Annotated in this window: 13 protein-coding genes; 11 read left to right on the forward strand and 2 right to left on the reverse strand. The window is 73.3% G+C overall.

Annotated elements, in window-relative coordinates; translation table 11 throughout:
- Positions 1-212: 212 nt before the first annotated feature.
- The 9 genes from AB0N16_RS33010 to AB0N16_RS33050 all read left to right on the forward strand — a co-directional run bounded on the left by AB0N16_RS33010 (position 213) and on the right by AB0N16_RS33050 (position 17,064).
- Positions 213-4,280, forward strand: a complete 4,068-nt coding sequence (locus AB0N16_RS33010; protein WP_365803137.1) for an FHA domain-containing protein — start codon at positions 213-215, stop codon at positions 4,278-4,280.
- A gap of 151 nt (positions 4,281-4,431) precedes the next feature.
- Positions 4,432-5,814 (forward strand): ABC transporter substrate-binding protein, encoded by a 1,383-nt coding sequence (locus AB0N16_RS33015; protein ID WP_365803139.1) that lies wholly within the window; start codon positions 4,432-4,434, stop codon positions 5,812-5,814.
- A 7-nt stretch (positions 5,815-5,821) separates the two neighbouring features.
- Positions 5,822-7,153: a sugar ABC transporter permease gene (locus tag AB0N16_RS33020; RefSeq protein WP_365803141.1), complete on the forward strand. Its 1,332-nt coding sequence runs from the start codon at positions 5,822-5,824 to the stop codon at positions 7,151-7,153.
- Positions 7,150-7,989 carry a carbohydrate ABC transporter permease gene (locus AB0N16_RS33025; protein ID WP_365803143.1) on the forward strand — a complete coding sequence of 280 codons (840 nt, stop codon included), beginning with the start codon at positions 7,150-7,152 and terminating at the stop codon, positions 7,987-7,989. Before AB0N16_RS33020 ends, AB0N16_RS33025 begins: the two co-directional genes overlap by 4 nt.
- Positions 7,990-8,173: 184 nt before the next feature.
- Complete coding sequence (locus AB0N16_RS33030) at positions 8,174-10,435, forward strand: bifunctional glycosyltransferase family 2 protein/CDP-glycerol:glycerophosphate glycerophosphotransferase (protein WP_365803145.1); 2,262 nt, start codon at positions 8,174-8,176, stop codon at positions 10,433-10,435.
- 124 nt (positions 10,436-10,559) lie between these two features.
- Entirely contained in the window at positions 10,560-12,761 is a 2,202-nt protein-coding gene (locus AB0N16_RS33035; RefSeq protein ID WP_365803147.1) for a bifunctional glycosyltransferase family 2 protein/CDP-glycerol:glycerophosphate glycerophosphotransferase, read from the forward strand.
- Positions 12,762-12,763: 2 nt separating this feature from the next.
- Entirely contained in the window at positions 12,764-14,953 is a 2,190-nt protein-coding gene (locus AB0N16_RS33040; protein ID WP_365803149.1) for a CDP-glycerol glycerophosphotransferase family protein, read from the forward strand.
- The gene (locus tag AB0N16_RS33045; protein WP_365803151.1) at positions 14,950-16,320 is read left to right on the forward strand and encodes a hypothetical protein; all 1,371 of its coding nucleotides are present in this window, start codon (positions 14,950-14,952) and stop codon (positions 16,318-16,320) included. Before AB0N16_RS33040 ends, AB0N16_RS33045 begins: the two co-directional genes overlap by 4 nt.
- Before the next feature lie 288 nt (positions 16,321-16,608).
- Positions 16,609-17,064, forward strand: a complete 456-nt coding sequence (locus tag AB0N16_RS33050; RefSeq protein ID WP_365803153.1) for a hypothetical protein — start codon at positions 16,609-16,611, stop codon at positions 17,062-17,064.
- Here the strand turns inward: AB0N16_RS33050 and AB0N16_RS33055 are convergent.
- The gene (locus tag AB0N16_RS33055) at positions 17,051-17,467 is read right to left on the reverse strand and encodes an organic hydroperoxide resistance protein (RefSeq protein WP_351746699.1); all 417 of its coding nucleotides are present in this window, start codon (positions 17,465-17,467) and stop codon (positions 17,051-17,053) included. The two genes, AB0N16_RS33050 and AB0N16_RS33055, sit on opposite strands and share 14 nt — an antisense overlap.
- A 124-nt stretch (positions 17,468-17,591) precedes the next feature.
- Here AB0N16_RS33055 and AB0N16_RS33060 point away from each other — a divergent pair, with 124 nt between their 5' ends.
- On the forward strand, positions 17,592-18,074 hold the full coding sequence (locus tag AB0N16_RS33060) for a MarR family transcriptional regulator (protein ID WP_360489531.1): 483 nt from the start codon (positions 17,592-17,594) through the stop codon (positions 18,072-18,074).
- A gap of 177 nt (positions 18,075-18,251) precedes the next feature.
- On the opposite strand, the gene AB0N16_RS33065 is transcribed toward AB0N16_RS33060, so the two are convergent.
- The gene (locus tag AB0N16_RS33065) at positions 18,252-19,820 is read right to left on the reverse strand and encodes a glycosyltransferase family 39 protein (protein WP_365803155.1); all 1,569 of its coding nucleotides are present in this window, start codon (positions 19,818-19,820) and stop codon (positions 18,252-18,254) included.
- Between the two features lie 397 nt (positions 19,821-20,217).
- Here AB0N16_RS33065 and AB0N16_RS33070 point away from each other — a divergent pair, with 397 nt between their 5' ends.
- Positions 20,218-21,435, forward strand: a complete 1,218-nt coding sequence (locus AB0N16_RS33070; protein ID WP_365803219.1) for a glycosyltransferase 87 family protein — start codon at positions 20,218-20,220, stop codon at positions 21,433-21,435.
- Positions 21,436-21,462 lie beyond the last annotated feature (27 nt).

Raw genomic sequence — 21,462 nt, forward strand, 5'->3', positions numbered from 1 at the left:
GGGTCCGGACGTGACCGATCTCAAGTGATCGCCCGCGCGATATTGGTCAGGCACTTTTGGGGGCAGAGCTGACCAATCAAGATCACTTACCATCGGGTCGTGGGCGCGTTGTCAGTGGCAGGTGCGAGGATGCGTGCGACAGCAGAACTGGCCGACGTGCTCGTGGCGGTGGGGGGAATTCCGCGCCCGCGCAGAAGGGACCGCTGACGGCGATGCAGATCCGGCTGACCGTCGTAGACCCGCTGGGCCCTGCCGCGCAGCGGGGCCGGACCGTGAGCCGGGACGTGCTGGTGACGGCGCCCGCGGGCACGGATCTGGCCGCGGTGGCCTCCGCGCTGGCCTCGGCGGTGACCGGTGACGGCGGCCCGGGCGGCCGGGAGACGAGCGGCGCCCCCGTCGTGCTGTACGCCGGGGCGGAGCGGCTGGACGCCCGCCGCCGCACCCTGGGCGAGCCCCCGCTGGTCGACGGCGCCGTGCTGTCCCTGGGCGCGCCCGCCGCCCCCGAGCCGCATCCCGAGCTGGACGACGCCCCGGCCCAGCTGCATGTGATCGCCGGCCCCGACGCGGGCGGGGTCCACCTCCTGCACGGCGGCCAGATCACCATCGGCCGCTCCGCCGACGCCGACGTCCCGCTCGACGACCCGGACGTCTCCCGGCTGCACTGCGCGGTCACGGTCGCCGCCGACGGCCGCGTCTCGGTGGCCGACCTGCACTCCACGAACGGCACGGCCCTGGACGGCGCCCGCGTCACCGACCGCCCGGTCCGCCTCGCCCCGGGAGCGCTCCTGCGCATCGGGGAATCGGCCCTGCGGCTTACGCCGTCCGGGGGACCGGGAGCCCGGGTGGGCACGGCACCGGACGGGGACGGATGCGTGCGGGTACTGCTCGGGGGCGAGGGCGAGGCAGGGGACGCGGGCGACGGGAGGCGCGGCGACGGCTCGGCGGCCGGCGGTTTCACGAGCCCCGCGCGCGGGACGGCCGCGGCCGACGGTTCGACCGGCCCCGCGGGGCGCACCCATCACGCCTACGGCACGGCGGGCTGGGGAGCCTCGGGCGGAGCGGCGGGGGGCCAGGAGCACGGGCCGGTGGAGTCACCGGTCGTACCCGCGCAGGGGGAAGCGCCGAGGATCGAGAGCCGGGGTGGGCTGCCGACGGCCGGGCAGGGCGGCGGGTCGCCGCAGGCCGGGTGGGGAAGCGGGGTCCCGGCCGGGGCCGGGCAGGGCAGCGGGCTCCCCGCGGGCGCCGGGTACGGGGACGGACCGCACACGGCCGCGCGTGCGGACGGATCACAGGCAGCCGGGCCCGGGCACGAGCCCCCGTCGGCCGGACGCGCAGACGGACCGCAGCAGGCCGGATCCCGGCACGATCCGTCCTCGGCCGGACGCTGGGACGGAGCACAGGCGACCGGCCCCGGTCGCGAGGCGCCCTCGTCCGCCGGGCACGGGTACGAGCCCCCCGCGGCCGGACGCGGGTACGAGCCCCCGTCGGCCGGAAGCCGTGGCGGGCTGCCCGGCCCACGCGGCGGTTCCGCCACCACCCAACGCTCCGGTGACGCGCAACGCCCCGCCGCGGACCGCACCACCGCCCCGGAACGCTTCACCGCCACGGACCGCACCACCGCCGAACGCCTCACCGCCGCCGACCGCCCCGCCCCCACGCAACGCTCCGGCGACACCCACGCCGGCCGCTCCGGGGTCCTCGGCGGCCCCGGCGCCCGAAGCGGCTCCAACGGGCCCGCGACCGGTTCCGGTGCCCGAAGCGGCCCGACGGGACCCGCGGCCGGCCCCGGCGCCCGGAGCTCCGCCACCGGACCCGCGGCCTCCGGCCCGGCGGCGGCGCACCACGGGGCCTCCCCGGACGGCGCCCTGTCGGCCGACGACGTCTCCGACGGCGCCGCCCCCGCCGCCTCCTCCGGCCGGCGCAAAGGCACCCCCCTGCGCGGCACCGACGCTCCCGCCCTGCCCGGCGCCCGCAGGCGTGGCGGGCTCGGGGCCTGGGCGCGGCGGCTGGCCGGCGGGCGCGGTGAGGTCCCGTCGGCCGCCGACGGCGAGCCCGCGGCCGAGGTCGGCGGCCCGGCATCGGCCGACGTCCCCGCCCAGCCCGAGACCTGGCCGGACCCCGCCGCCCTGCTGCTGACCGCGCTCGGCCCCGGTCCCCGCCTCTGGGAGCGCGGCCCCGGCCACCCGGAGACGCTCACGGTCCGGCTCGGCACGGCGGACCGCCCGGCGCCCGGCGGACCGGGACTGCTCCCCGCCGTGCCGGTCACCGCCGACCTGCGCGAGGCCGGCGCCCTCGGCCTCGCGGGTCCGCGCACCCGCCTCGCCGGCCTCGCCCGCGCTGTACTGGCGCAGCTGGCCGCGCTGCACTCCCCCGACCTGCTGGAGATCGTGCTGATCAGCGCGGACCGGGCCCGCCCCCTGGAGGAGCGCACGGCCGAGTGGTCCTGGCTCGGCTGGCTTCCGCACGTCCGCCCCGGGCACGGCCAGGACTGCCGCCTCCTGCTCGCCTACGACCGCGAACAGGCCGCCGCCCGCGTGGAGGAACTGCTGCGCAGGGTGGAGGACCTGTCCGCGCCCCGACGCCCGGCCACCGCCGCCGACCGCCCGAACCTGGCCGGTACGACCGTCGACGCCCCGCCCGCCGAGGCCGCCCACCGCCCCTCCTGGGCCCGCGACGACCTCGGCGCCGACGACGGCGACGGCAGGGGCGACTTCCCGGGGCCGTACACGGTCGTCGTCGTGGACGGCGATCCCGGCGGCTCGGCGCTGCGTGACGCGGTGGCACGGCTGACCGTCGCCGGGCCGCGGGCCGGAGTGCATGTGATCTGCCTGGCGGAGACCGCCCCCACCTCGCCCACCTCGCCGGTCACCCAGACCTACGAGGCGGCGTGCGCGGTGACGCCCACGTTCCGGGAGTGCGGGGCCGTGGCCCTGCTCAGCGGGGACGTGGCGACGGCACTGCATCTGCTGCGGGTGGCCCGCACCGACGCGGCGGGCCCCGTCGGCCCCGGCACCCTGGCCGCGGTGGACGCGGTCTCCCCCGCCTGGGCCGAGCGGTTCGCGAGGGCGCTGGCCCCGCTGCGCCCCGACGGCCCGGCCGGCGACCGGCACACCCGCGTGGCCGCCCCGCTCCCCCAGTCCGCCCGCCTGCTGGACGAGTTGGGGCTGGCGCGGGCCACCCCGGCGTCGCTGATGGCGCGTTGGGCGGACGCGGCCGACGACGCCGAGTCGCTGGGCGGCCGGGCCCGGGTGGTGCTCGGCGCCGGACCGCGCGGCCCGCTCGGCGCCGACCTGGTGACCGAGGGACCGCATGTGCTGGTCGAGGGCCCGCCCGGCAGTGGCCGTACGGAGCTGCTGCGGGCGATGGTGGCCTCGCTGGCCGCCGCCGAGCGCCCCGACCGGCTCGGGATCGTCCTGATCGACGGCCGCGACGGCGTCGGCACCGGGACCGGCGCGGCACTCGGCGAGGGCCTGCGGGTGTGCACCGACATACCGCACGTGACGACCCACCTCTCCGTCAACGACCCGGTCCGGATGCGGGAGTTGGCGCAGTCACTGAGCGCCGAGCTGAAGCGGCGGGCCGAACTGCTGGGCCGCTCCGACTTCACCGACTGGCACGCCCAGCGGGAGATCTCGGGCCGGATCGTCGCCCAGCGCGGCCGCCCCGCCGCGTCGGGCGCCGCCGACATAGAGGCACCGCCCAGCTCCACGATCCGGCTGCGCCCGTCGGCCGGGGCCGCCGCCCGCCAACGCACCGAGACACCACCGCCGTTGCCGCGCCTGGTCGTCGTGGTCGACGATCTGGACGCCCTGGTCTCGCCCGCCCTCGGTTCGCCGGGCCGTCCGGCCGCCGGTTCCGTGATGCGGGCGCTGGAGGCGGTGGCGAAGGAGGGCGACCGGCTCGGCGTCCACCTGATCGCGGCGGCCGGTGCGGGCGGCCGTACGGCGGAGACGGAACCGGCCCGGCGGGCCACCCTGCGCGTCACCCTGGACCCGCCCACCGCGGGGCCGGACGAACCGGCCCCGGGCCGTGGCCGCCTGACCACACCGGACGGCCACGTCACGGCGTTCCAGGCGGGCCGCGTCACCGGCCGCATCCCCCGCACGGCGACCCAGCGCCCCACGGTCGTCCCCCTCGACTGGCCGCGCATGGGCGACCCCCCGACCCGCCGCCCGGTAAGGGAGCTGGGCAACGGGCCGACGGACCTGGCGCTGCTGGCAAGCGCGGTGGAGCGAGCGGCGAGAGAGGTCTCGGCGGCGGAGGTTCCTTCGCTTTTGTGAGCGAGGGTCGCCCCGGGTCACTGATCACGAGGCGATCACGATGTCCGGCCCTCACCTGTACGCACCCTTGCCGCACAGGCGGCCCCCGCGTAGACCGGTGCGCACGGGACAGAGTTCTGACGTTCAACGAGGAACGACGAACGGGGAAGTGATGCGCGCCATGAGCAACCCCATCCGGACAGGCAGGGCCGCCACCACCGTCGCGGCACTCCTCGCGGGAGCCCTCGCGCTCACCGCGTGCGGAGGCAGCGACGACAAGAAGGACGACAACGGCTCGGAGAGCAGCGCCAGTACGTCCGGTTCCACCCTCACCCTCCCCAAACTGGACGGCACCACGCTCGAGGTGGCCGCCGTCTGGACCGGGCAGGAGCAGAAGAACTTCAAGCAGGTGCTCGCGGAGTTCGAGAAGCGCACCGGTGCGAAGGTCACCTTCGTGCCCGCCCAGGATCCGATCATCAACTTCCTCGGGTCGAAGATCGCGGGCGGTCAGCCGCCGGACATCGCGCTGCTGCCGCAGCCCGGCGCGATCAAGCAGGCCGTGCAGAAGGGCTGGGCGAAGCCGCTCGGCGCGGACGCGCTCAAGGAAGTGCAGAAGAACTACTCGCAGGGCTGGCAGGACATCGGCAAGGTTGGCGGCAAGCAGTACGGCGTCTACTACAAGGCCGCCAACAAGTCGCTGATCTGGTACAACACCCCGGTCTTCGAGAACGCGGGCGCCCAGGAGCCCAAGACCTGGAAGGACCTGCTGACCACCTCGCAGGCGGTGTACGACTCGGGTGTCACCCCGTTCTCGGTGGCCGGCGCGGACGGCTGGCCGCTGACCGACTGGTTCGAGAACGTGTATCTCTCCCAGGCGGGCCCGGAGAAGTACGACCAGCTGACCCAGCACAAGATCAAGTGGACCGACCCGTCGGTGAAGCAGGCGCTGACCACGCTCGCCGAGATCTGGGGCAACAAGAACTATCTGGCGGGCGGCCAGAACGGCGCGCTGCAGACGGAGTTCACCACCTCGGTCACCCAGACCTTCACGGGCGGCGACCAGCCGAAGTCGGCGATGGTCTACGAGGGCGACTTCGTGCAGGTCAACATCGGTCAGACCAAGGCGAAGGTGGGCACGGACGCCAAGGTGTTCCCGTTCCCGGCGGTCGGCTCCGCCGCGCCCGTGGTCTCCGGCGGTGACGCGGCCGTCATCTTCAAGGACTCCAAGGGGGCCCAGGCCCTCGCGACCTTCCTGGCCTCCCCGGACGCGGCGACGATCCAGGCGAAGCTCGGCGGCTACCTCTCGCCGAACAAGAGCGTGCCGAACTCGGCGTACCCGAACGAGGTGCAGCGCACCATCGCCAAGTCCCTGATCGCGTCCGGTGACGACTTCCGCTTCGACATGTCCGACCAGGCCCCGCAGGCGTTCGGCGGTACCCCGGGCAAGGGCGAGTGGAAGGACCTCCAGGACTTCCTGAAGAACCCGAAGGACGTCGCGGGCACCCAGGCGAAGCTGGAGAAGGACGCGGCGGCCGCCTACGGCAGCGGAAGCTGACCCGGCGATGGCCGCACCCGCGACCACGGCCCCCGCTCCACCGGGCCGCCGCAAGAGCGTGACCGGCACCCGCAGGACGGTGGCGTTCCTCTTTCTCCTGCCCGCCCTGGTGCTGCTCGGCGCGCTCGTGGTCTACCCGATCGGGTACTCGCTGATCCGCAGCTTCTACAACGCGAACGGCGACGGTTTCGCCGGCTTCGACAACTACAAGGCGATCTTCACGGACGACGGCATCCGCACCGCCCTGAAGAACAACATCATCTGGGTGGTGTTCGCGCCGACGGTCTCCACCGCCCTCGGTCTGATCTTCGCGGTGCTGACCGAACGGATCCGCTGGGGCACGGCGTTCAAGCTGGTCGTCTTCATGCCGATGGCGATCTCGATGCTGGCCGCCGGGATCATCTTCCGTCTCGTCTACGACCAGGATCCGGACAAGGGCGTCGCCAACGCGGTCTGGGTGGGCATCCACGACACCTTCGCCCAGTCCTCCGCGTTCCCGAATGCCCACCCGGGCCGCGAGTCGCCCCTGAAGCCGGACCAGGGCGGCTTCGTCACCACGGCCACCGTCCAGACCGGGCAGACCGTCGCCCTCCCCCTGGTCGGCGTCGCCCCGGACCAGATGCCCGACGGCGCGAAGAAGGCCGTGGCGGCGCGGCCCGACCCCGGGAAGATCACCGGCACCACCTGGCAGGACTTCACCCGCGGCAAAGGCGTCGGCAGGCTCGGCGCCCCCGACCCGTCCGAGGTCGGCTACGCCGGGATGCGCATCGAGGCGGTGAAGGACGGCAAGGTGGTGGCCTCGGCCGAGGCCGCCGCCGACGGCACCTTCACCCTTCCCGCCGCTGCCGACGGAGCCCGGCTCAGGCTCCCGGCGAGCAACTTCAAGCAGCCCTACAACGGCGTCGAGTGGCTCGGCCCGTCCCTGGTCACGCCGGCCATCATCGGGTCGTACATCTGGATGTGGGCGGGCTTCGCGATGGTGCTGATCGCGGCCGGACTGGCCGGTGTCCCCCGGGAACTCCTCGAGGCGGCCCGGGTCGACGGGGCGACCGAGTGGCAGGTGTTCCGCAAGGTCACCGTGCCGCTGCTCGCGCCGGTCCTCGCGGTGGTCACCGTCACCCTGATGATCAACGTGCTGAAGGTCTTCGACCTCGTGTACATCATCGCGCCGGGCTCCTCGCAGGACGACGCGAACGTGCTCGCCCTGGAGCTGTACCGCAAGGGCTTCGCGGAGGACCAGCCGGGCATCGCGAGCGCGATCGCGGTGTTCCTGCTGCTCCTCGTGATCCCGGTGATGTGGTTCAACGTGCGTCGGCTGCGACGGGAGGAGCGGCGATGAGCTGGCTGCTGGAGAAGATCAACGGTGGTCTGGTCCGCGTCTTCCTGATCGTCGTCGCCCTGTTCTGGCTGGTGCCGACGATCGGGCTGCTCGCCTCCTCCCTGCGTTCCCCGGAGGACATGAGCGCGAGCGGCTGGTGGAACGTGTTCGCCAAGCCGTCCCAGCTCACCTTCGACAGCTACCAGAACCTTCTGGAGAACAGCGACATCACCAACTCGCTGTGGAACACCGTCCTGATCACCGTCCCGGCGACGGTCCTGGTCGTGATCATCGGGGCGCTGGCAGGCTACGCGTTCGCGTGGATGGAGTTCCCCGGCCGGGACTGGTGGTTCCTGATCGTGGTCAGTCTGCTGGTGGTCCCCGTCCAGGTCGCGCTGATCCCGATCGCCGAACTCTTCGGAAAGATAGGCCTGTTCGGGACGATCCTCGGGGTGGTCCTCTTCCATGTCGGCTTCGGCCTGCCGTTCGCGGTGTTCCTGCTGCGGAACTTCTTCGCGGAGATCCCACGGGAGCTGCTGGAGGCGGCCCGTCTCGACGGCGCCGGTGAACTGCGCCTGTTCACCCGGGTGGTGATGCCGCTCGGCGGGCCGGCGATCGCGAGTCTGGGCATCTTCCAGTTCCTGTGGGTGTGGAACGACATGCTGGTCGCGCTGGTGTTCACCAAGTCGGGCACCCAGCCGATCACGGTGGCGCTCCAGACCCAGGTCCGCCAGTTCGGCAACAACGTCGACGTCCTGGCCCCCGGCGCGTTCATCTCGATGGTGATCCCGCTGGCGGTGTTCTTCGCGTTCCAGCGGCAGTTCGTGACGGGGGTGATGGCCGGCGCGGTCAAATAACCGCACACGTCACTTCCGAGAGGGGCGAGTCGGCCATCGGCTCGCCCTTCGCCGGGAATCGGGGGGTGTCCCCCGGAAAGCGCAGCACGGAACGTAACCCACATGACGTAGGGAACCGTAACCAAATCACTCCATTGGCCGTTCCCGGGCAGAACGCCCGCGCCGACCGACCCATGGATGTCCCTTGCCCAGGTTCAGTGTCATTGTCCCCGCGTACAAGGTCCAGGCGTATCTGCCCGAGTGCCTGGACTCGGTGCTCTCGCAGTCGTATCCCGATCTCGAACTGATCGCCGTCGACGACCGCTCGCCGGACGCCTGCGGCACGATCATCGACGAGTACGCGGCCCGCGACGCGCGCGTACGGCCCGTCCATCTGCCGGAGAACCAGGGGCTGGGCGGTGCCCGCAACGCCGGGATGGAGCAGGCGCGCGGCGACTACCTGCTCTTCCTGGACAGCGACGACACCCTCACCCCGGATGCGCTGCGGGCGATCGCCGACCGGATCAAGGAGACCGGCGAGCCGGACGTGCTGGTGTACGACTACGCGCGGACCTACTGGACGGGCCGGGCGGAGCGCAACAAGGTCGCGTTCCAGCTGACCGAAGAGGGCCCGGCACCCTTCCGCCTGGAGGACCGGCCGGGCCTCCTGCGCGTTCTCATGGTGGCGTGGAACAAGGCGTACCGCCGGGAGTTCGTGGCGGAGCACGACTTCGCCTTCCCGCCCGGCTACTACGAGGACACCCCCTGGACCTACCCGGTCCTGATGACCGCCGGGACGATCGCGACCCTGGACCGGGTCTGCGTGCACTACCGGCAGCGGCGGCAGGGCAGCATCCTCGGCACCGCGAGCCGCAGCCACTTCGACATCTTCGAACAGTACGACCGGGTCTTCGCGTTCCTCGAGGAGCGGCCCGAACTGGCCCGCTGGCGGCCGGTGCTGTTCCGGCGGATGATCGACCACTTCTCGACGGTGTTCACCAGGCGGGAGCGGCTGCCCCGCGGCACCCGCGCCGAGTTCCTGCGCAGGGCCCGCGCCCACTACCGCCGTTACCGGGCCGAGGGCACGCCGGTCCCCCTGCGCACCCGGCTCCGGCACGGCCTCGTCCACTACGGTCTGCACCGCACCTACCGCGCCCTCCAGCTGGCACGGTCCGGGGGCCGCCGCACGCTCAAGGCCGGCGTCAAGTCCCTCCGGGGCCTGCGCTCGGCCCTCCTCCAGCTGCACTACCGCGTTCAGCTGCGGCTGCCGCTGCGCGCCGACCGCGCGGTCTTCGCCGCCTACTGGAACCGCGGCCACGGCTGCAACCCGGGCGCGCTGGAGGCGGCGTTCCGCAACCACGCCCCGCACATCCGCACCTCCTGGATCGCCCGCCCCGAGCACCAGCACACCGTCCCGCCGGGCCCGCGCCGGCTGCGCCCGGGCACCTTCGGCTACTGGACCGCGCTGGCCCGCTCCAAGTACCTGGTCAACAACGTCAACTTCGACCGGCGGCTGAAGAAGCGCCCCGGCCAGGTGTTCGTGCAGACCCAGCACGGCACCCCGCTCAAGCACATGGGCCTCGACCTCCAGGAACACCCGGCGGCCGCCGCCGACATGGACTTCGAGGAGCTCCTGCGGGGCGTCGACAAGTGGGACTACCTCCTGTCCGCCAACCGCCACACCACCCTGACCTGGGAGCGCGTCTACCCCGGCGGCTACACCACCCTCGAATACGGCTACCCGCGCAACGACGTCTTCCAGCAGGCCACCTCCGCCGACGTGACCCGGATCCGCGAGTCGCTCGGCGTCCCCGAGGGCACGGTCGCGCTGCTGTACGCGCCCACCCACCGCGACTACCGCCGCACCCAGCGCCCCACGCTCGACCTGGACCGGATCGTGCGCCGGCTCGGCCCGCGCTTCGTGATCCTGGCCCGCGCCCACTACTGGCACGGCGGCCCGCTCGCGGCCGGCGGACGGGTGATCGACGTCAGCGACCACCCGAGCGTGGAGTCCCTCTGTCTCGCCTCGGACGCGCTGGTCACCGACTACTCGTCGATCATGTTCGACTACGCCAACCTGGACCGCCCGATCGTCGTGCACACCGAGGACTGGGACGCCTACCACGCGGCCCGCGGCACCTACTTCGACCTGCGCTCCAGCCCGCCCGGCGCGGTCGCCCGCAGCGAGGACGAGCTGATCGACATCTTCGCCAGCGGCCACTGGCGCGGCTCCCGCTCCGCGCAGTTGCGCGCCGCGTTCCGCGAGCGGTTCTGCCGGTACGACGACGGACGCGCCGCCGAACGGGTCGTACGGCATGTGGTGCTCGGCGAGCCGGCCGGGCTGCCGGAGTTCATCCCGCTGAATGAGCGGCACCCCGTGCCGTCGGCGGCGTCGGGGCTCGCCCACTCCCCGCTCGCCACCGTTCCGCAACCTTCTGGCCACCTGCCCGTCACCGAGAGCCGCTGACCGGCGTTTGCCTTCCAGGGAGTTCCTTCATGCCCCCCACCCCCTCGCGGCCCACTCCGTCGCGGCCGTCCACCTGGCGACCCGTGGGAAGGCCGGGCCGCATGGACACCTGAGAAAGAGCAGCATGCCCCGCTTCAGCATCATCGTCCCGTCCCACGGGGTCGCCGGCCGGCTGTCCCAGGCGCTGGACTCGGTCCTCGCCCAGTCCTTCGGCGACCTGGAGCTGATCCCGGTCTGCGACGCGCCGGACGCCCCGGCCGCCGCGGTCGCCGCCGGATACGCCGAGCGGGACCCCCGGGTGTCCCCGGTGCACTCACCGCCGTCCGCAGGGCTGAGCGGGGCCCGCAACACCGGGATGCGGGCGGCCCGGGGCACGTATCTGCTGTTCCTCGACGGCGACGACGTCCTGGTCCCGGGCGCGCTGGCGCGGCTGGCGGCACGGCTGGCCGAGACCGGTGACGTGGACGTGCTGTACTTCGAGCACGAGCGGGCGCCCTGGTGGGAGGGTGAGCCGGCCAACCCGGCGGCGCCGCTGCTGGCCGGCGCTCCGCGGGGCGCCTTCGCCCCGGACGAGGCGCCCGCGCTGACCGGTGTGACGCTGCCGGCGTGGAGCGCGGCCCATCGCCGCACCTTCCTCACCGACCGTCGGCTGCGTTTCCCCGACGGCCACTTCACGGACGTCGGCTGGGGCGGCCTGACCGGTATCGCCGCCGACCGTGTCGCGGTGCTGCGTTCGGTGGTCGTACGGCACCGGCTGCGCCGGCAGGGCAGCCGGCTGAACCTGCCGGGTGCGCATCAGCACGAACTCCTCGACCAGGTGGAGCTGGTGCTGGCACGGGCGTTGACGGCGGGGCTCCCGGGCGAGCGGGCGCGGCCGCTGTTCGAGCAGCTCTTCGAAGCCGTGCTGAGGACGGCCGCCCGCCCGCAGCGGCTGCCGTCCGGGCACCGGGCGTTCTTCCGGCGGGCGGGGTGGCTGCACCGCACGTACCGCCCGGCCGGGTTCCGGATGCCGGGCGGGAGTCTCGGAGTGCAGCACCGGCTCCTCGCGGCGGGCGCGTACACCGCGTTCCGGGCGCTGCGCGGGGCCAACCGGGCGGCGGTCCGGGCGGCCGGGCGGCTGCCCCGCCCGCGGCTGCCGCTCACCCGGCTGCGTTACGCCCTCGACCTGCGCCGCCCGCTCGACGAGAACCTCGCCGTGTACTGCGCCTACTGGGGACGCGGTTACGCCTGCAACCCGGCCGCGATCCACGCCACGGCGAGCCAACTCGCCCCGTGGCTGCGCTCGGTGTTCCTGGTCGAGGCCGGCCAGGAACACACCGTGCCCGAGGGTGTCGAGTACGCGGTGATCGGCAGCCGCCGCTACTGGCAGGTGCTGGCCCGCGCCAAGTACCTGGTCAACAACGCCAACTTCGCCGAGGGTGTCGTCAAGCGGCCCGGCAGCGTGCATCTGCAGACACAGCACGGCACCCCGCTGAAGAAGATGGGCCTCGACCAGTCGACGTACCCCGTGGTCGCCGCGCGGACCGGCAGCTTCACCAAGCTGCTCGGCCGTGTGGACCGCTGGGACTTCAACCTCTCGGCGAACCGGCACTCGACCGAGACCTGGGAGCGCGCCTTCCCCGGCTCGTACGAGGCGCTGGAGTACGGCTATCCGCGCAACGACGTCTACTACACGGCGTCCGGCCACGACGTGGTCCGGGCCCGCCGCAGCCTGGGCGTCCCGGACGGCAGGACGGCCGTGCTGTACGCCCCCACCCACCGCGACCACCACACCGGCTTCGAGGCCGGCCTGGACCTGGCGGCGTTCTGCGAGGCGGCCGGCGAGAACGTCGTCGTCCTCCTGCGCGCCCACTACTTCTACGACCGGGGAGCCCTCGCGAGCGCCGGCCGGGTCATCGACGTCACCGCGCACCGCTCCGCCGAGGACGTGTGTCTCGCGGCGGACGCGTTGATCACCGACTACTCCTCCATCATGTTCGACTACGCCAACCTGGACCGGCCGATCGTCGTCTACGCCGACGACTGGGAGGTCTACCGGCAGACCCGGGGCGTCTACTTCGACCTGATGGCCGAGCCGCCGGGCCCGGTCGCCCACACCCCGGAGGAACTGGCCCGGATCTTCCGCGAGGGCACCTACCGGGGCCCGGAGTCCAAACGGCTGCGGGCCCGGTTCCGGGCCCGTTTCTGCCAGTTCGACGACGGCCTGGCCGCCGAACGCGTCGTACGCCGGGTGTTCCTCGGCCAGCCGCCGGAGGCGCTCCCGCCGCTGATCCCGTTCGCGGAACGCCTGCCCGCCCCGGCCGCCACCGCCTTCGCGAGGAGCTGACCGTGCCCCGATTCAGTCTGATCGTGCCCTGTTTCAAGGTGCAGGGCTTTCTGCGCGAGTGCCTCGACTCGGTCCTGGAGCAGTCCTTCCACGACATCGAGGTGATCGCCGTCGACGACCGCTCCCCGGACGGCAGCGGCGCGATCCTCGATGAGTACGCGGCCCGCGACCCGCGTGTGCGGGTTCTGCATCTGCCCGAGAACGTCGGCCTCGGCCACGCCCGCAACGCCGGACTCCCCCACGCCACCGGCGACTTCCTGCTCTTCCTCGACAGCGACGACACCCTCACCCCGGGCGCGCTGCGCGCGATCGCCGACCGGCTCACGGAGACCGGCGACCCGGACGTGCTGGTCTTCGACTACGCCCGCACCTACTGGTGGGGCGGCACCCGGCGCAACGCCCTCGCGGAGGTACTGAGTTCGACCGACGGCGTCTTCACCGCGGCCGAACACCCGGAGATCCTCGATCTGTTGATGGTGGTGTGGAACAAGGCCTACCGGCGTGACTTCGTCGAGGAGAACGGCTTCCGGTTCCCGCCGGGCTACTACGAGGACACCCCCTGGACCTTCCCGGTCCTGCTCGGCGCCGGCCGGATCGCCACCCTCGACCGGATCTGCCTGAACTACCGCCAGCGCCGCCAGGGCAACATCCTCTCCTCCACCAGCCGCAAGCACTTCGACGTACACGACCAGTACCGGAGGGTGTTCGAGTACGTCGACTCGCGCCCGCAGCTGGCGGGTTGGCGGCCGTATCTGCACCGGAAGATGGGCGAGCACTGCCTGGACATCCTCGCCAAACCGGACCGGCTGCCGCCCGCGGCCAAGGGCGAGTTCTTCCGGCGTACGGCGGAGCTGTACCGGGCGTACCGGCCGGAGGGCGCCGACCTCGGGGTGCTGGGCGGCTCGTACGCGTCGTACCGGCTGCGGCAGCAGGCCGGGCGGATCGGCCGGGAAAGCGGACGGCAGGCGCTGCGGGTACGGCGGGCGGTGGGGACCCGGGCCCGGCACGCGCTGACCGGGCTGGGCGGCCACCGCGCGCTGGACGAGCGGCTGGTCATGTACTCGGCGTCCTCGCACCGGGGCCTGCTGGGCGACCCGGCGGCCGTCTACCGCAAGGCCCGGGAGATCGCACCGGAGCTGCGTGGCGTCTGGGTGGTGAGGGACGCGGAGGTGGCGGCGGGGCTGCCCGCCGACGTGGAGCACGTACTGCTGGACTCCCCGGAGTACCGGCGGCTCACGGCCCGCGCGAAGTTCCTCGTGAACGACGTCAACTGGCCCGGAGCGCTGGTCAAGCGGCCGGGCAGCGTGCACATCCACACCCATCGGGGCACCCCGCTCAAGTACCGGGGCGCCGACCTGCTGGGCAAGCCCGGCGCCCGGCTCGGCCTCGACGTGCCGCAGATGCTGCGCCGGGCCGACCGCTGGGACCACAGTCTGGTCGCCAACCTCCACTCCGAACTGGTGTGGGAGCGGGCCTACCCCTGCCACTTCGCGTCGGCCCGCACGGGCAGCCCGCGCAACGACGTGCTGGTCGCGGGCGGTCCCTCGGACTTCCGGGCACGGTACGGCATTCCGGCCGACCACACGGTCGTGCTCTACGCCCCCACCCGCCGGGACTACGTCCGGGGCGGTCATGCCGAGCGGATCGACCTGGCCCGCTTCGCCGCCGACCTCGGCGCGGGCCACACCCTGGTGGTCCGGCTGCACCCGACGCTGGCGACCGGTCCGGCGCGCGGGATGGGCCTGGCCGAGCTGCACCGGCGCGGGATCGTGGTCGACGCGACCGGCGAACCGCACGGGGAGCAGGTGCTGCTGGCGGCGGACGTCCTGGTCACCGACTACTCCTCCGTCATGTTCGACTACGCCAACCTGGACCGGCCGATCGTCGTGCATGCCGACGACTGGGCCGCCTGCACCGCGAGCCGGGGCGCCTATCTCGACATCACCGCCGAGGCGCCGGGCCATGTTTCCTACTCCTACCGGGAGTTGGCCTGGCTGTTCGCCTCGGGCGGCTGGCGGGACGAGGAGTCGGCCCGGCTGCGGGCCGACTTCCGGTCCCGTTTCTGCGAGTTCGACGACGGAAGGGCCGCCGAGCGGGTCGTACGGACGCTGCTGCTCGGCGAGTCGATGCCGGCCGCCGCCGCGCGGGTGCCGGAACCGGCCCCGGGTCACGATCTGCTGGCGTCGACGTGAGACCGCGCACCTGGGTGCTGGCCCTGGCCGCCGTGTTCGCGGTGCTGCAACTCGCCAACGTCACCGCCCGGGACACCCCCGACTCCGCGAACTACGTGTCCTACGCGCTGGCCCTGGGCGGGGCGGATCAGCGGGAGGCGGCGGCCCGGACGGTCGACTGGGCGTGCGCCGGCCGGGCGTCGGCGGCGGCGCGCGCACAGAGGGTGAACGTGCTCCACTTCCATGCGCCGAGCCCGGCGGGGCGGGTCTTCGCGGAGTGCCGGGAGGGTGAACTGCGGCGCGTGGAGCGTCGGTTGGCGGCCGGGCAGACGGACGGGCACATCGTGCCCTTCGTGGGTCCCCGGCTGCGGGCGATCTTCGAGGTGCGGCCCGGATATCCGGTGTTCCTGCTGCCGTTCGTCACCGTGTTCGGGGTGACCTGGGGAGTGTGGCTGGCGAGTGTGCTGGTCACGGCCGTGGGCGGGGCGCTGGCCTTCCTGGTCCTGCGGACGCTGTCGGTACCGGTGCCGCTCGCGCTGACCGGGCAGGCCCTGTACTACGTCCTGCCGGTGGGTACGACCGCGATGCGGCCGATGACCGAGGGTCTGATGCTGGCGCTGACCCTGACGGCGGTGTGGGGCTGTGCGCTGGCCCTCACCGGGCGGGCGCGGGCGGGAGCGGCGCTGGTGGCGGGCGCGCTGCTCGCGCTGTTCGCCGTGAAGCACGCACAGGCGCTGTTCCTCGGGGGGTGCCTGGCCGGGGCGGGAGCGGCGGTCGCCCTGGGGCGGCGACGGCGCGGCCGGGCGCCCGGGCGCGGGGTGGTGGCGATCGCCGCGGCGGGCTGCGCGGCGGCCGTCGGCACCCTGCTCCTGGCCCGGCTGCTGCGCTATCCCTCCGAGGCGGAGAGCATGCAGGACCTGCTGACCGACCACTACACCCACCCGGACCGGGTCCGGCCCTGGCCGGAGTTCCTCCATCTGGAGTGGGACTTCTGGGTGGAGTGGCTGCGCCGGCAGCTGCTGGCGCCGCTGTTCCTGGCGGCGCTGGCGGCCGGGGTCTGGGGAGTGCGGCGGCGCCCGGCCTTCGGGATCTTCCTGCTGGCGGCCGCGGGCACCGGGTTCCTGACCCAGGCCGGGCATCCGGACATCACCATCGGCGGCGACCGGCTGATCGTGCTGGCCTGGCTGCTGCCGGTGGTGGGGGTGCCGTTGCTCCTTGAGCCACTGGTGGACCGGGTCATCCCGGTTCCCGTGCAGGGGTCAGTCGATGAGGTGAGCGGGGGGCCTGTCGGAGACTCACTCGATGACGTGAGCGGCCGGGGGGCCGCCGGAGGCTCACTCGATGACGTGAGCGGCGGGAGGCCGCCGGAGGCTCAGTCGATGAGGTGACGGGCGGCGAAGCCGCCGGGAAGGTACCGGCCCCGCGGGAACACTCGGCAAATGGTCCGCCCTGTCCGTTCTCTCCGGTGAGCACCGGCGCCCTGGTCCGGCGCGCCGTGCGCGGCTCCCCCGCTCTGCGCGGCGGCCGCACCCGGAGACTCACCCCCCTACCGGTCTCCGGCCTGCTGTTCTGGCTGGTGATGACCCTGGCGTACTGGCGGGTGCCGCCGTGCTGCGAGGCCGGACAGGGCTTCGGGGGCTTCGGCGGGTGGTCGGTCCCGCCCTTCTGGCGCCGCAGTGCGCGCTCGCGGTGGAGCTGGCGGCGGAGCGGCCCTGGCCGGTCCGGCGGCGGATGCTGGGCTGGGCCGTGCCGGCGGGACCTGCCTGGGCTTTCTGACCGCGCAGGCCGGGGCGGTCGTACCGCGCTCACTGGACCCGGTCGGCTTCGTCCAGCCGCCGCGCCGGCCGTGGTACGACTGGGCGGCCCGGCACATCGGCCCCGGGGAACCGGTGGTCACGGACGCCTACTACGCCGTACGCCTGCTCCCCGGATACGGCGTCGAAGTGGGCGACGCCCACGACCACCGCCCCCGGGTGCGCTGGCTGCTGCTGACGCGGCGCGAGCGGCTGCCCGGAGATGCGGTGGTCGTGGACTGGAGCAGGCGGACCGGGGAGGTACTCGCGCGGCTCACCCGGACGAGGGGCGTACCGGTGGCCGCCCGACCGACTGCCCGGCTGACTACTCGACGATGAGCTCGACCGGGATGTTGCCCCGGGTGGCCTTGGAGTAGGGGCAGTAGTCGTGGGCCTGGTGGACGAGCTTCTCGCCGGTCTCGTTGGAGAGCTCCTCGGGCAGCTCGACGCGGAGGGTGACCTTGAGCGCGAAGCCGCCGTCGGACTCGTCCTTGCCGATGCCGACCTCGGCGGTGACGGAGATCTCGCCGGTGTCCACCTTGGCCTGGCGGCCGATGGCGCCGAGGGCGCTGGCGAAACAGGCGGCATAACCGGCGGCGAAGAGCTGCTCGGGGTTGGTGCCCTGGCCGTTGCCGCCGAGAGCCGGCGGGAACGCCAGCGCGAGGTCCAGCTGCCCGTCCGAGCTGACCGCCCGTCCCTCCCGGCCGGTGGCGGTGGCGGCTGCGGTGTAGAGCGCGTCCATGGAAGACCATCCCTCTCGAAGTTCGGTGTGCCGGCGGCTCCGTTCCGGCCGCCCTCACGACGACAGTAGAGCACACAATTCAATTGCGCACAACTAAATGACTCGCAAGAGGTACGATCGAGCCATGACCGCGACGACCCCTACCCCCGCCCCCGAAGCAGAATGGCTGCGCCTGGACCGCCAGATCTGCTTCTCCCTGCACGCCGCGTCCCGCGCCTTCAACAGCGTCTACCGCGTGATCCTCAAGGACCTCGGGCTCACCTACCCGCAATATCTGGTGATGCTGGTGCTGTGGGAACAGGGTGACCTGCCGGTCAAGAAGCTCGGCGAACACCTGCGCCTGGACTCCGGCACGCTGTCACCCCTGCTCAAGCGCCTGGAGGCGGCGGGTCTGGTCCACCGGGAGCGCAGCGCCCGCGACGAGCGCTCGGTGGAGGTACGGCTGACGGAACAGGGCGCGGAGCTGCGGGAGCGGGCGTTCGAGGTACCGCGCAGGATCATGTCCGCGACCGGCTTCGACGTGGACGAGATCCGGGATCTGAAGGCACGCCTGGACCAGTTGACGGGGGCGTTGGACACGGCGGCTTCGGAGGAGGGGGCGCGCTGAGCGACCCGCCGGAGGATGAGGCGCCGCTGAGCGACCCGTCGCAAGAGGGGGCGCCGCTGAGCGCTCCGCCGCAGGAGGGGGCGCCGCTGAGCGACCCGGCAGGGGCGCGGGGCGGTGTCGACGGTGCGGCTGCCGCCGCGTGGGCGCGACCAGCCCCCGCCGACCCGCAGCCGGTACTCAGTCCAACCCACCCCGAATCGGCCGCACATACAGTCGCAGCGCGATCCGATCGATCACCATCTCCTGCCGCAGCACGAACTGCTGGTTCAGCACGGCGAGTTTGGCGCGCTCCGTGGCGAGCCGCGGCCGGTACCCGCTCACCAGCGCGTACTTCTCCATCACCGCCCACACCTCGTCCACCCCCGCGAGCCGCCGCCGCAGCGTCCCCGCCCCGACCTCGCTGCCGTACAACGTCCCCGACTCCGAGGCCGGTTCGGCCAGGGCGACGTCCCGGGTGCCCTTGAAATCGGCGGGATAGGCCAGCTCCGTCCCGCGCGCGTGGGCCGGCAGGTACAACACGGGGTCACCGGGCCGCAACGTACGCGCCACCGCCTCAGCGACCGCGCCGAGATCGTCGGGCCGGGTGGTCGGCACACGGTCCTGCCGCAGCAGCGGCACCTGGTGGGTGAAGGCGAGGACGAGCGCCAGGACCCCGGCCAGGGTGAGCGCGGGCGACCTGGGCATGGTCGCCGAGACGTGCGAGCAGAGCCGGCCGAGCACCCCGGCGACCCGGTCCGCGCCGAGCGCCACCAGCAGAGGCGCCCCGGTGAGCGCGTACAGCACATACCGGTCGACGTACAGCGGGGTGAACTGCGAGACCAGCATCAACGCCACCGGTGGCAGCACCGCGAGCGGCAGCGCCACCGCCGCGAGGGTCACCTCGCCGCGCCGGCCCACCAGCCGGGTCAGCCCCAGCAGACCGAGTGCGAGGCATGGCCAGTACACCCGGTCGGTCGGTCCGAGGTACTGACGCAGCAACTCCTGCGCGGTCTCCAGGTCCGGCTCGCGCAGCCACGCCAGCTGGGCCGACTGCGCCTGCGAGACGACGACCATCGGCAGCAAGGACAGCACCACGCCCCCGGCCGCGCAGCCCCACCCCCGCCACACCCTTCCCGACGAACGGGCCAGCGCCAGAGTTCCCGCGTGCGCGAGCAGCAGCAGGACCGCGAACTCGTGCAGCCAGCAGGTGACTCCGAGGACGGCGCCGTACCACCACCAGACCCGCCACCCCCTTCCGGCCTCCCTTCCGGCCTCCCTTCCGGCCTCCCTTCCGGCCTCTCCTTCGCTCTCCCTTTTCTCTCCTTCGCTCTCCCTTTCGTCCGCCGCCCGTACGAACAGCAGGGTCGCGCCGGTCGCGCCGGCGGCGACCAGGGCGTAGGAGCGGCCCTCCTGCGCGTAGTGGCCCACCAGCGGGGTGACCGCGTACATCAGTCCGGCCCACAGGCCGACGCGCGGCCGGGCCAGGCGGGTGCCGAGGACGGCCACCAGACCCGCGGTGACGACCGCCGCGCACACCGAGGGCAGCCGGAGGTCGACCTCGCCCGGCCGGCCCGGCGCGACGGCGAGGACGACGTGCATCAGCAGGTAGTACAGGCCGTGCACCGCGTCCACGCCGTGCAGCAGCCGCCAGATCTGCGGCACCGTGCGCCGGGCGACCTGGTACGTGACGGCCTCGTCGCGCCACATCCCGCCACGATGCAGCCCCCAGAGGCCGACCGCGAGCATCACCGCGGCCGGGACGGCCACGACGACGGCACGGCGCGCACGGCCCGGCGGCCCGTCGGACGGTCCCCCCAACGGCTTCGGCCGACTCGACGGAGTCGGCCGGCCGGTTGTCGTCGTTCGCGTTGTCCGCGGATGCGCTTTTACGAGAGGCCCGATACTCACCACGGCCCGATCTTTTGCGATTAGCCAACCTTTGCCGGGTATTGACGGCGTATCGGCATGGATACACCATCCGCGCGGCTTACGCTCGCGGTTGATGAATCACCGCTCGTACTTCCCGCTCGCACGCGCCCCGTTCGCCCCACCTGTTCGACTCCCGCGCCTGTGGCGCCCCGCGCGCACCGCACGCCCCCCGCGCTCGCCGCGCCTCGCGCGCCCCCTCTGCCTCGCCGGTGTCTGGCTCGCCACGCGAGCGGCGATGCTGTGGCTCCTCGCCCACAACAACGAGCGACTCCTGGGGCACGGAGCGGTCGCGCGCGAAGTGTGGCGGCTGTACTTCCACTGGTACGGCGTCCTGTCGCACGGCGCGTTCCCGGCGCACGACACGTTGTGGCAGTACCCGCCGGGCGCCGGCGCGGTGTTGCTCGCGCCGGGGCTGGTGCCTGGGCTGAGCTACTTCCAGGCGTTCGTGACGCTCACCCTGGCCACCGACGCACTGATCACGGCAGCGCTCGCGCGCGCGGGCACGCGCCCCGGGCGCACGCTGCTGGGTGCGGCCCTGTGGACCGGCGCCCTCCCTCTCCTGCTGCACCTCCCGCTCGCCCGCTACGACGTGGAGGTCACCGCTTTCGCCGTGCTCTCCCTGCTGGCGCTTGGTCGCGCCACGCGCGCGTGCGGGGCGCTCGCGGCGCTGGGCGCGCTGGTCAAGGTGTGGCCGGCACTGGTGCTGCTGGGTGTCGGGCGCGGGCGCCCGACCCGCACGGCATGGAGCTGGGCGGCCGTGACCGGGGCCGCGACCCTCGCCGTGTTCCTGCTCTCCTTCCGCAACCCGCTCGCCTTCCTCCGTCAGCAGGGCGGCCGGGGTGTGCAGGTCGAGTCCCTCGGCGGGACCGCGCTCAGCCTCGCCCGGCACGCCGGCTGGCGGGGCGGCACCCACTACCAGTACGGCGCGATGGAGCTGGTCGGCCCGCATGTGCACGCGGTCGCGACGGCCTCCCTCGCACTCACCGTCGTCGCCTTCGCGCTCCTGCTGCTGTGGCGGGTACGGGCCCGGCACTGGACCGAGGCCACCCCGTACGACGCGGCGCTGAGCGCGGTGCTCCTCTTCACCGTCACCAGCCGGGTGATCAGCCCCCAGTACATGATCTGGCTGCTCGGCCTGGCCGCCGTCTGCCTGACCTCGCGGCACACCACCCAGCGCCCGGTCGCCGCGCTGATCGTGACGGCGACCGCGCTCAGCGCCGTCGCCTACCCCACGTTCTACGCCGAGGTCGTGCGCGGCACCTGGACCGGCTGTCTGCTGATGCTCGCCCGCAACGGCCTGCTGGCCACCGCCGCCGTCCTCTCCCTGACCCGCCTGTGGCGCGCCACGCGCCGCCCGGCGGACACCGCCCGCGCCTCCTTGGGTGCGAGGGGCCACCTCAGCCGTCCGCTGGTGTCGGCGGCACCTGCTTCACTGAAGGTCGACCGCGGCTGACGAACACCACGGGCCGACTGACGGAGG

The sequence above is a fragment of the Streptomyces sp. NPDC051105 genome, from assembly GCF_040682795.1.
In the GTDB taxonomy this organism is placed as follows: Bacteria; Actinomycetota; Actinomycetes; order Streptomycetales; family Streptomycetaceae; genus Streptomyces.

Coding starts and splice junctions, on each gene's coding strand:
- AB0N16_RS33010 (WP_365803137.1), top strand. CDS start 213: ATGCAGATCCGGCTGACCGTCGTAGACCCGCTGGGCCCTGCCGCGCAG.
- AB0N16_RS33015 (WP_365803139.1), top strand. CDS start 4,432: ATGCGCGCCATGAGCAACCCCATCCGGACAGGCAGGGCCGCCACCACC.
- AB0N16_RS33020 (WP_365803141.1), top strand. CDS start 5,822: ATGGCCGCACCCGCGACCACGGCCCCCGCTCCACCGGGCCGCCGCAAG.
- AB0N16_RS33025 (WP_365803143.1), top strand. CDS start 7,150: ATGAGCTGGCTGCTGGAGAAGATCAACGGTGGTCTGGTCCGCGTCTTC.
- AB0N16_RS33035 (WP_365803147.1), top strand. CDS start 10,560: ATGCCCCGCTTCAGCATCATCGTCCCGTCCCACGGGGTCGCCGGCCGG.
- AB0N16_RS33055 (WP_351746699.1), bottom strand. CDS start 17,467: ATGGACGCGCTCTACACCGCAGCCGCCACCGCCACCGGCCGGGAGGGA.
- AB0N16_RS33060 (WP_360489531.1), top strand. CDS start 17,592: ATGACCGCGACGACCCCTACCCCCGCCCCCGAAGCAGAATGGCTGCGC.
- AB0N16_RS33070 (WP_365803219.1), top strand. CDS start 20,218: ATGCTGTGGCTCCTCGCCCACAACAACGAGCGACTCCTGGGGCACGGA.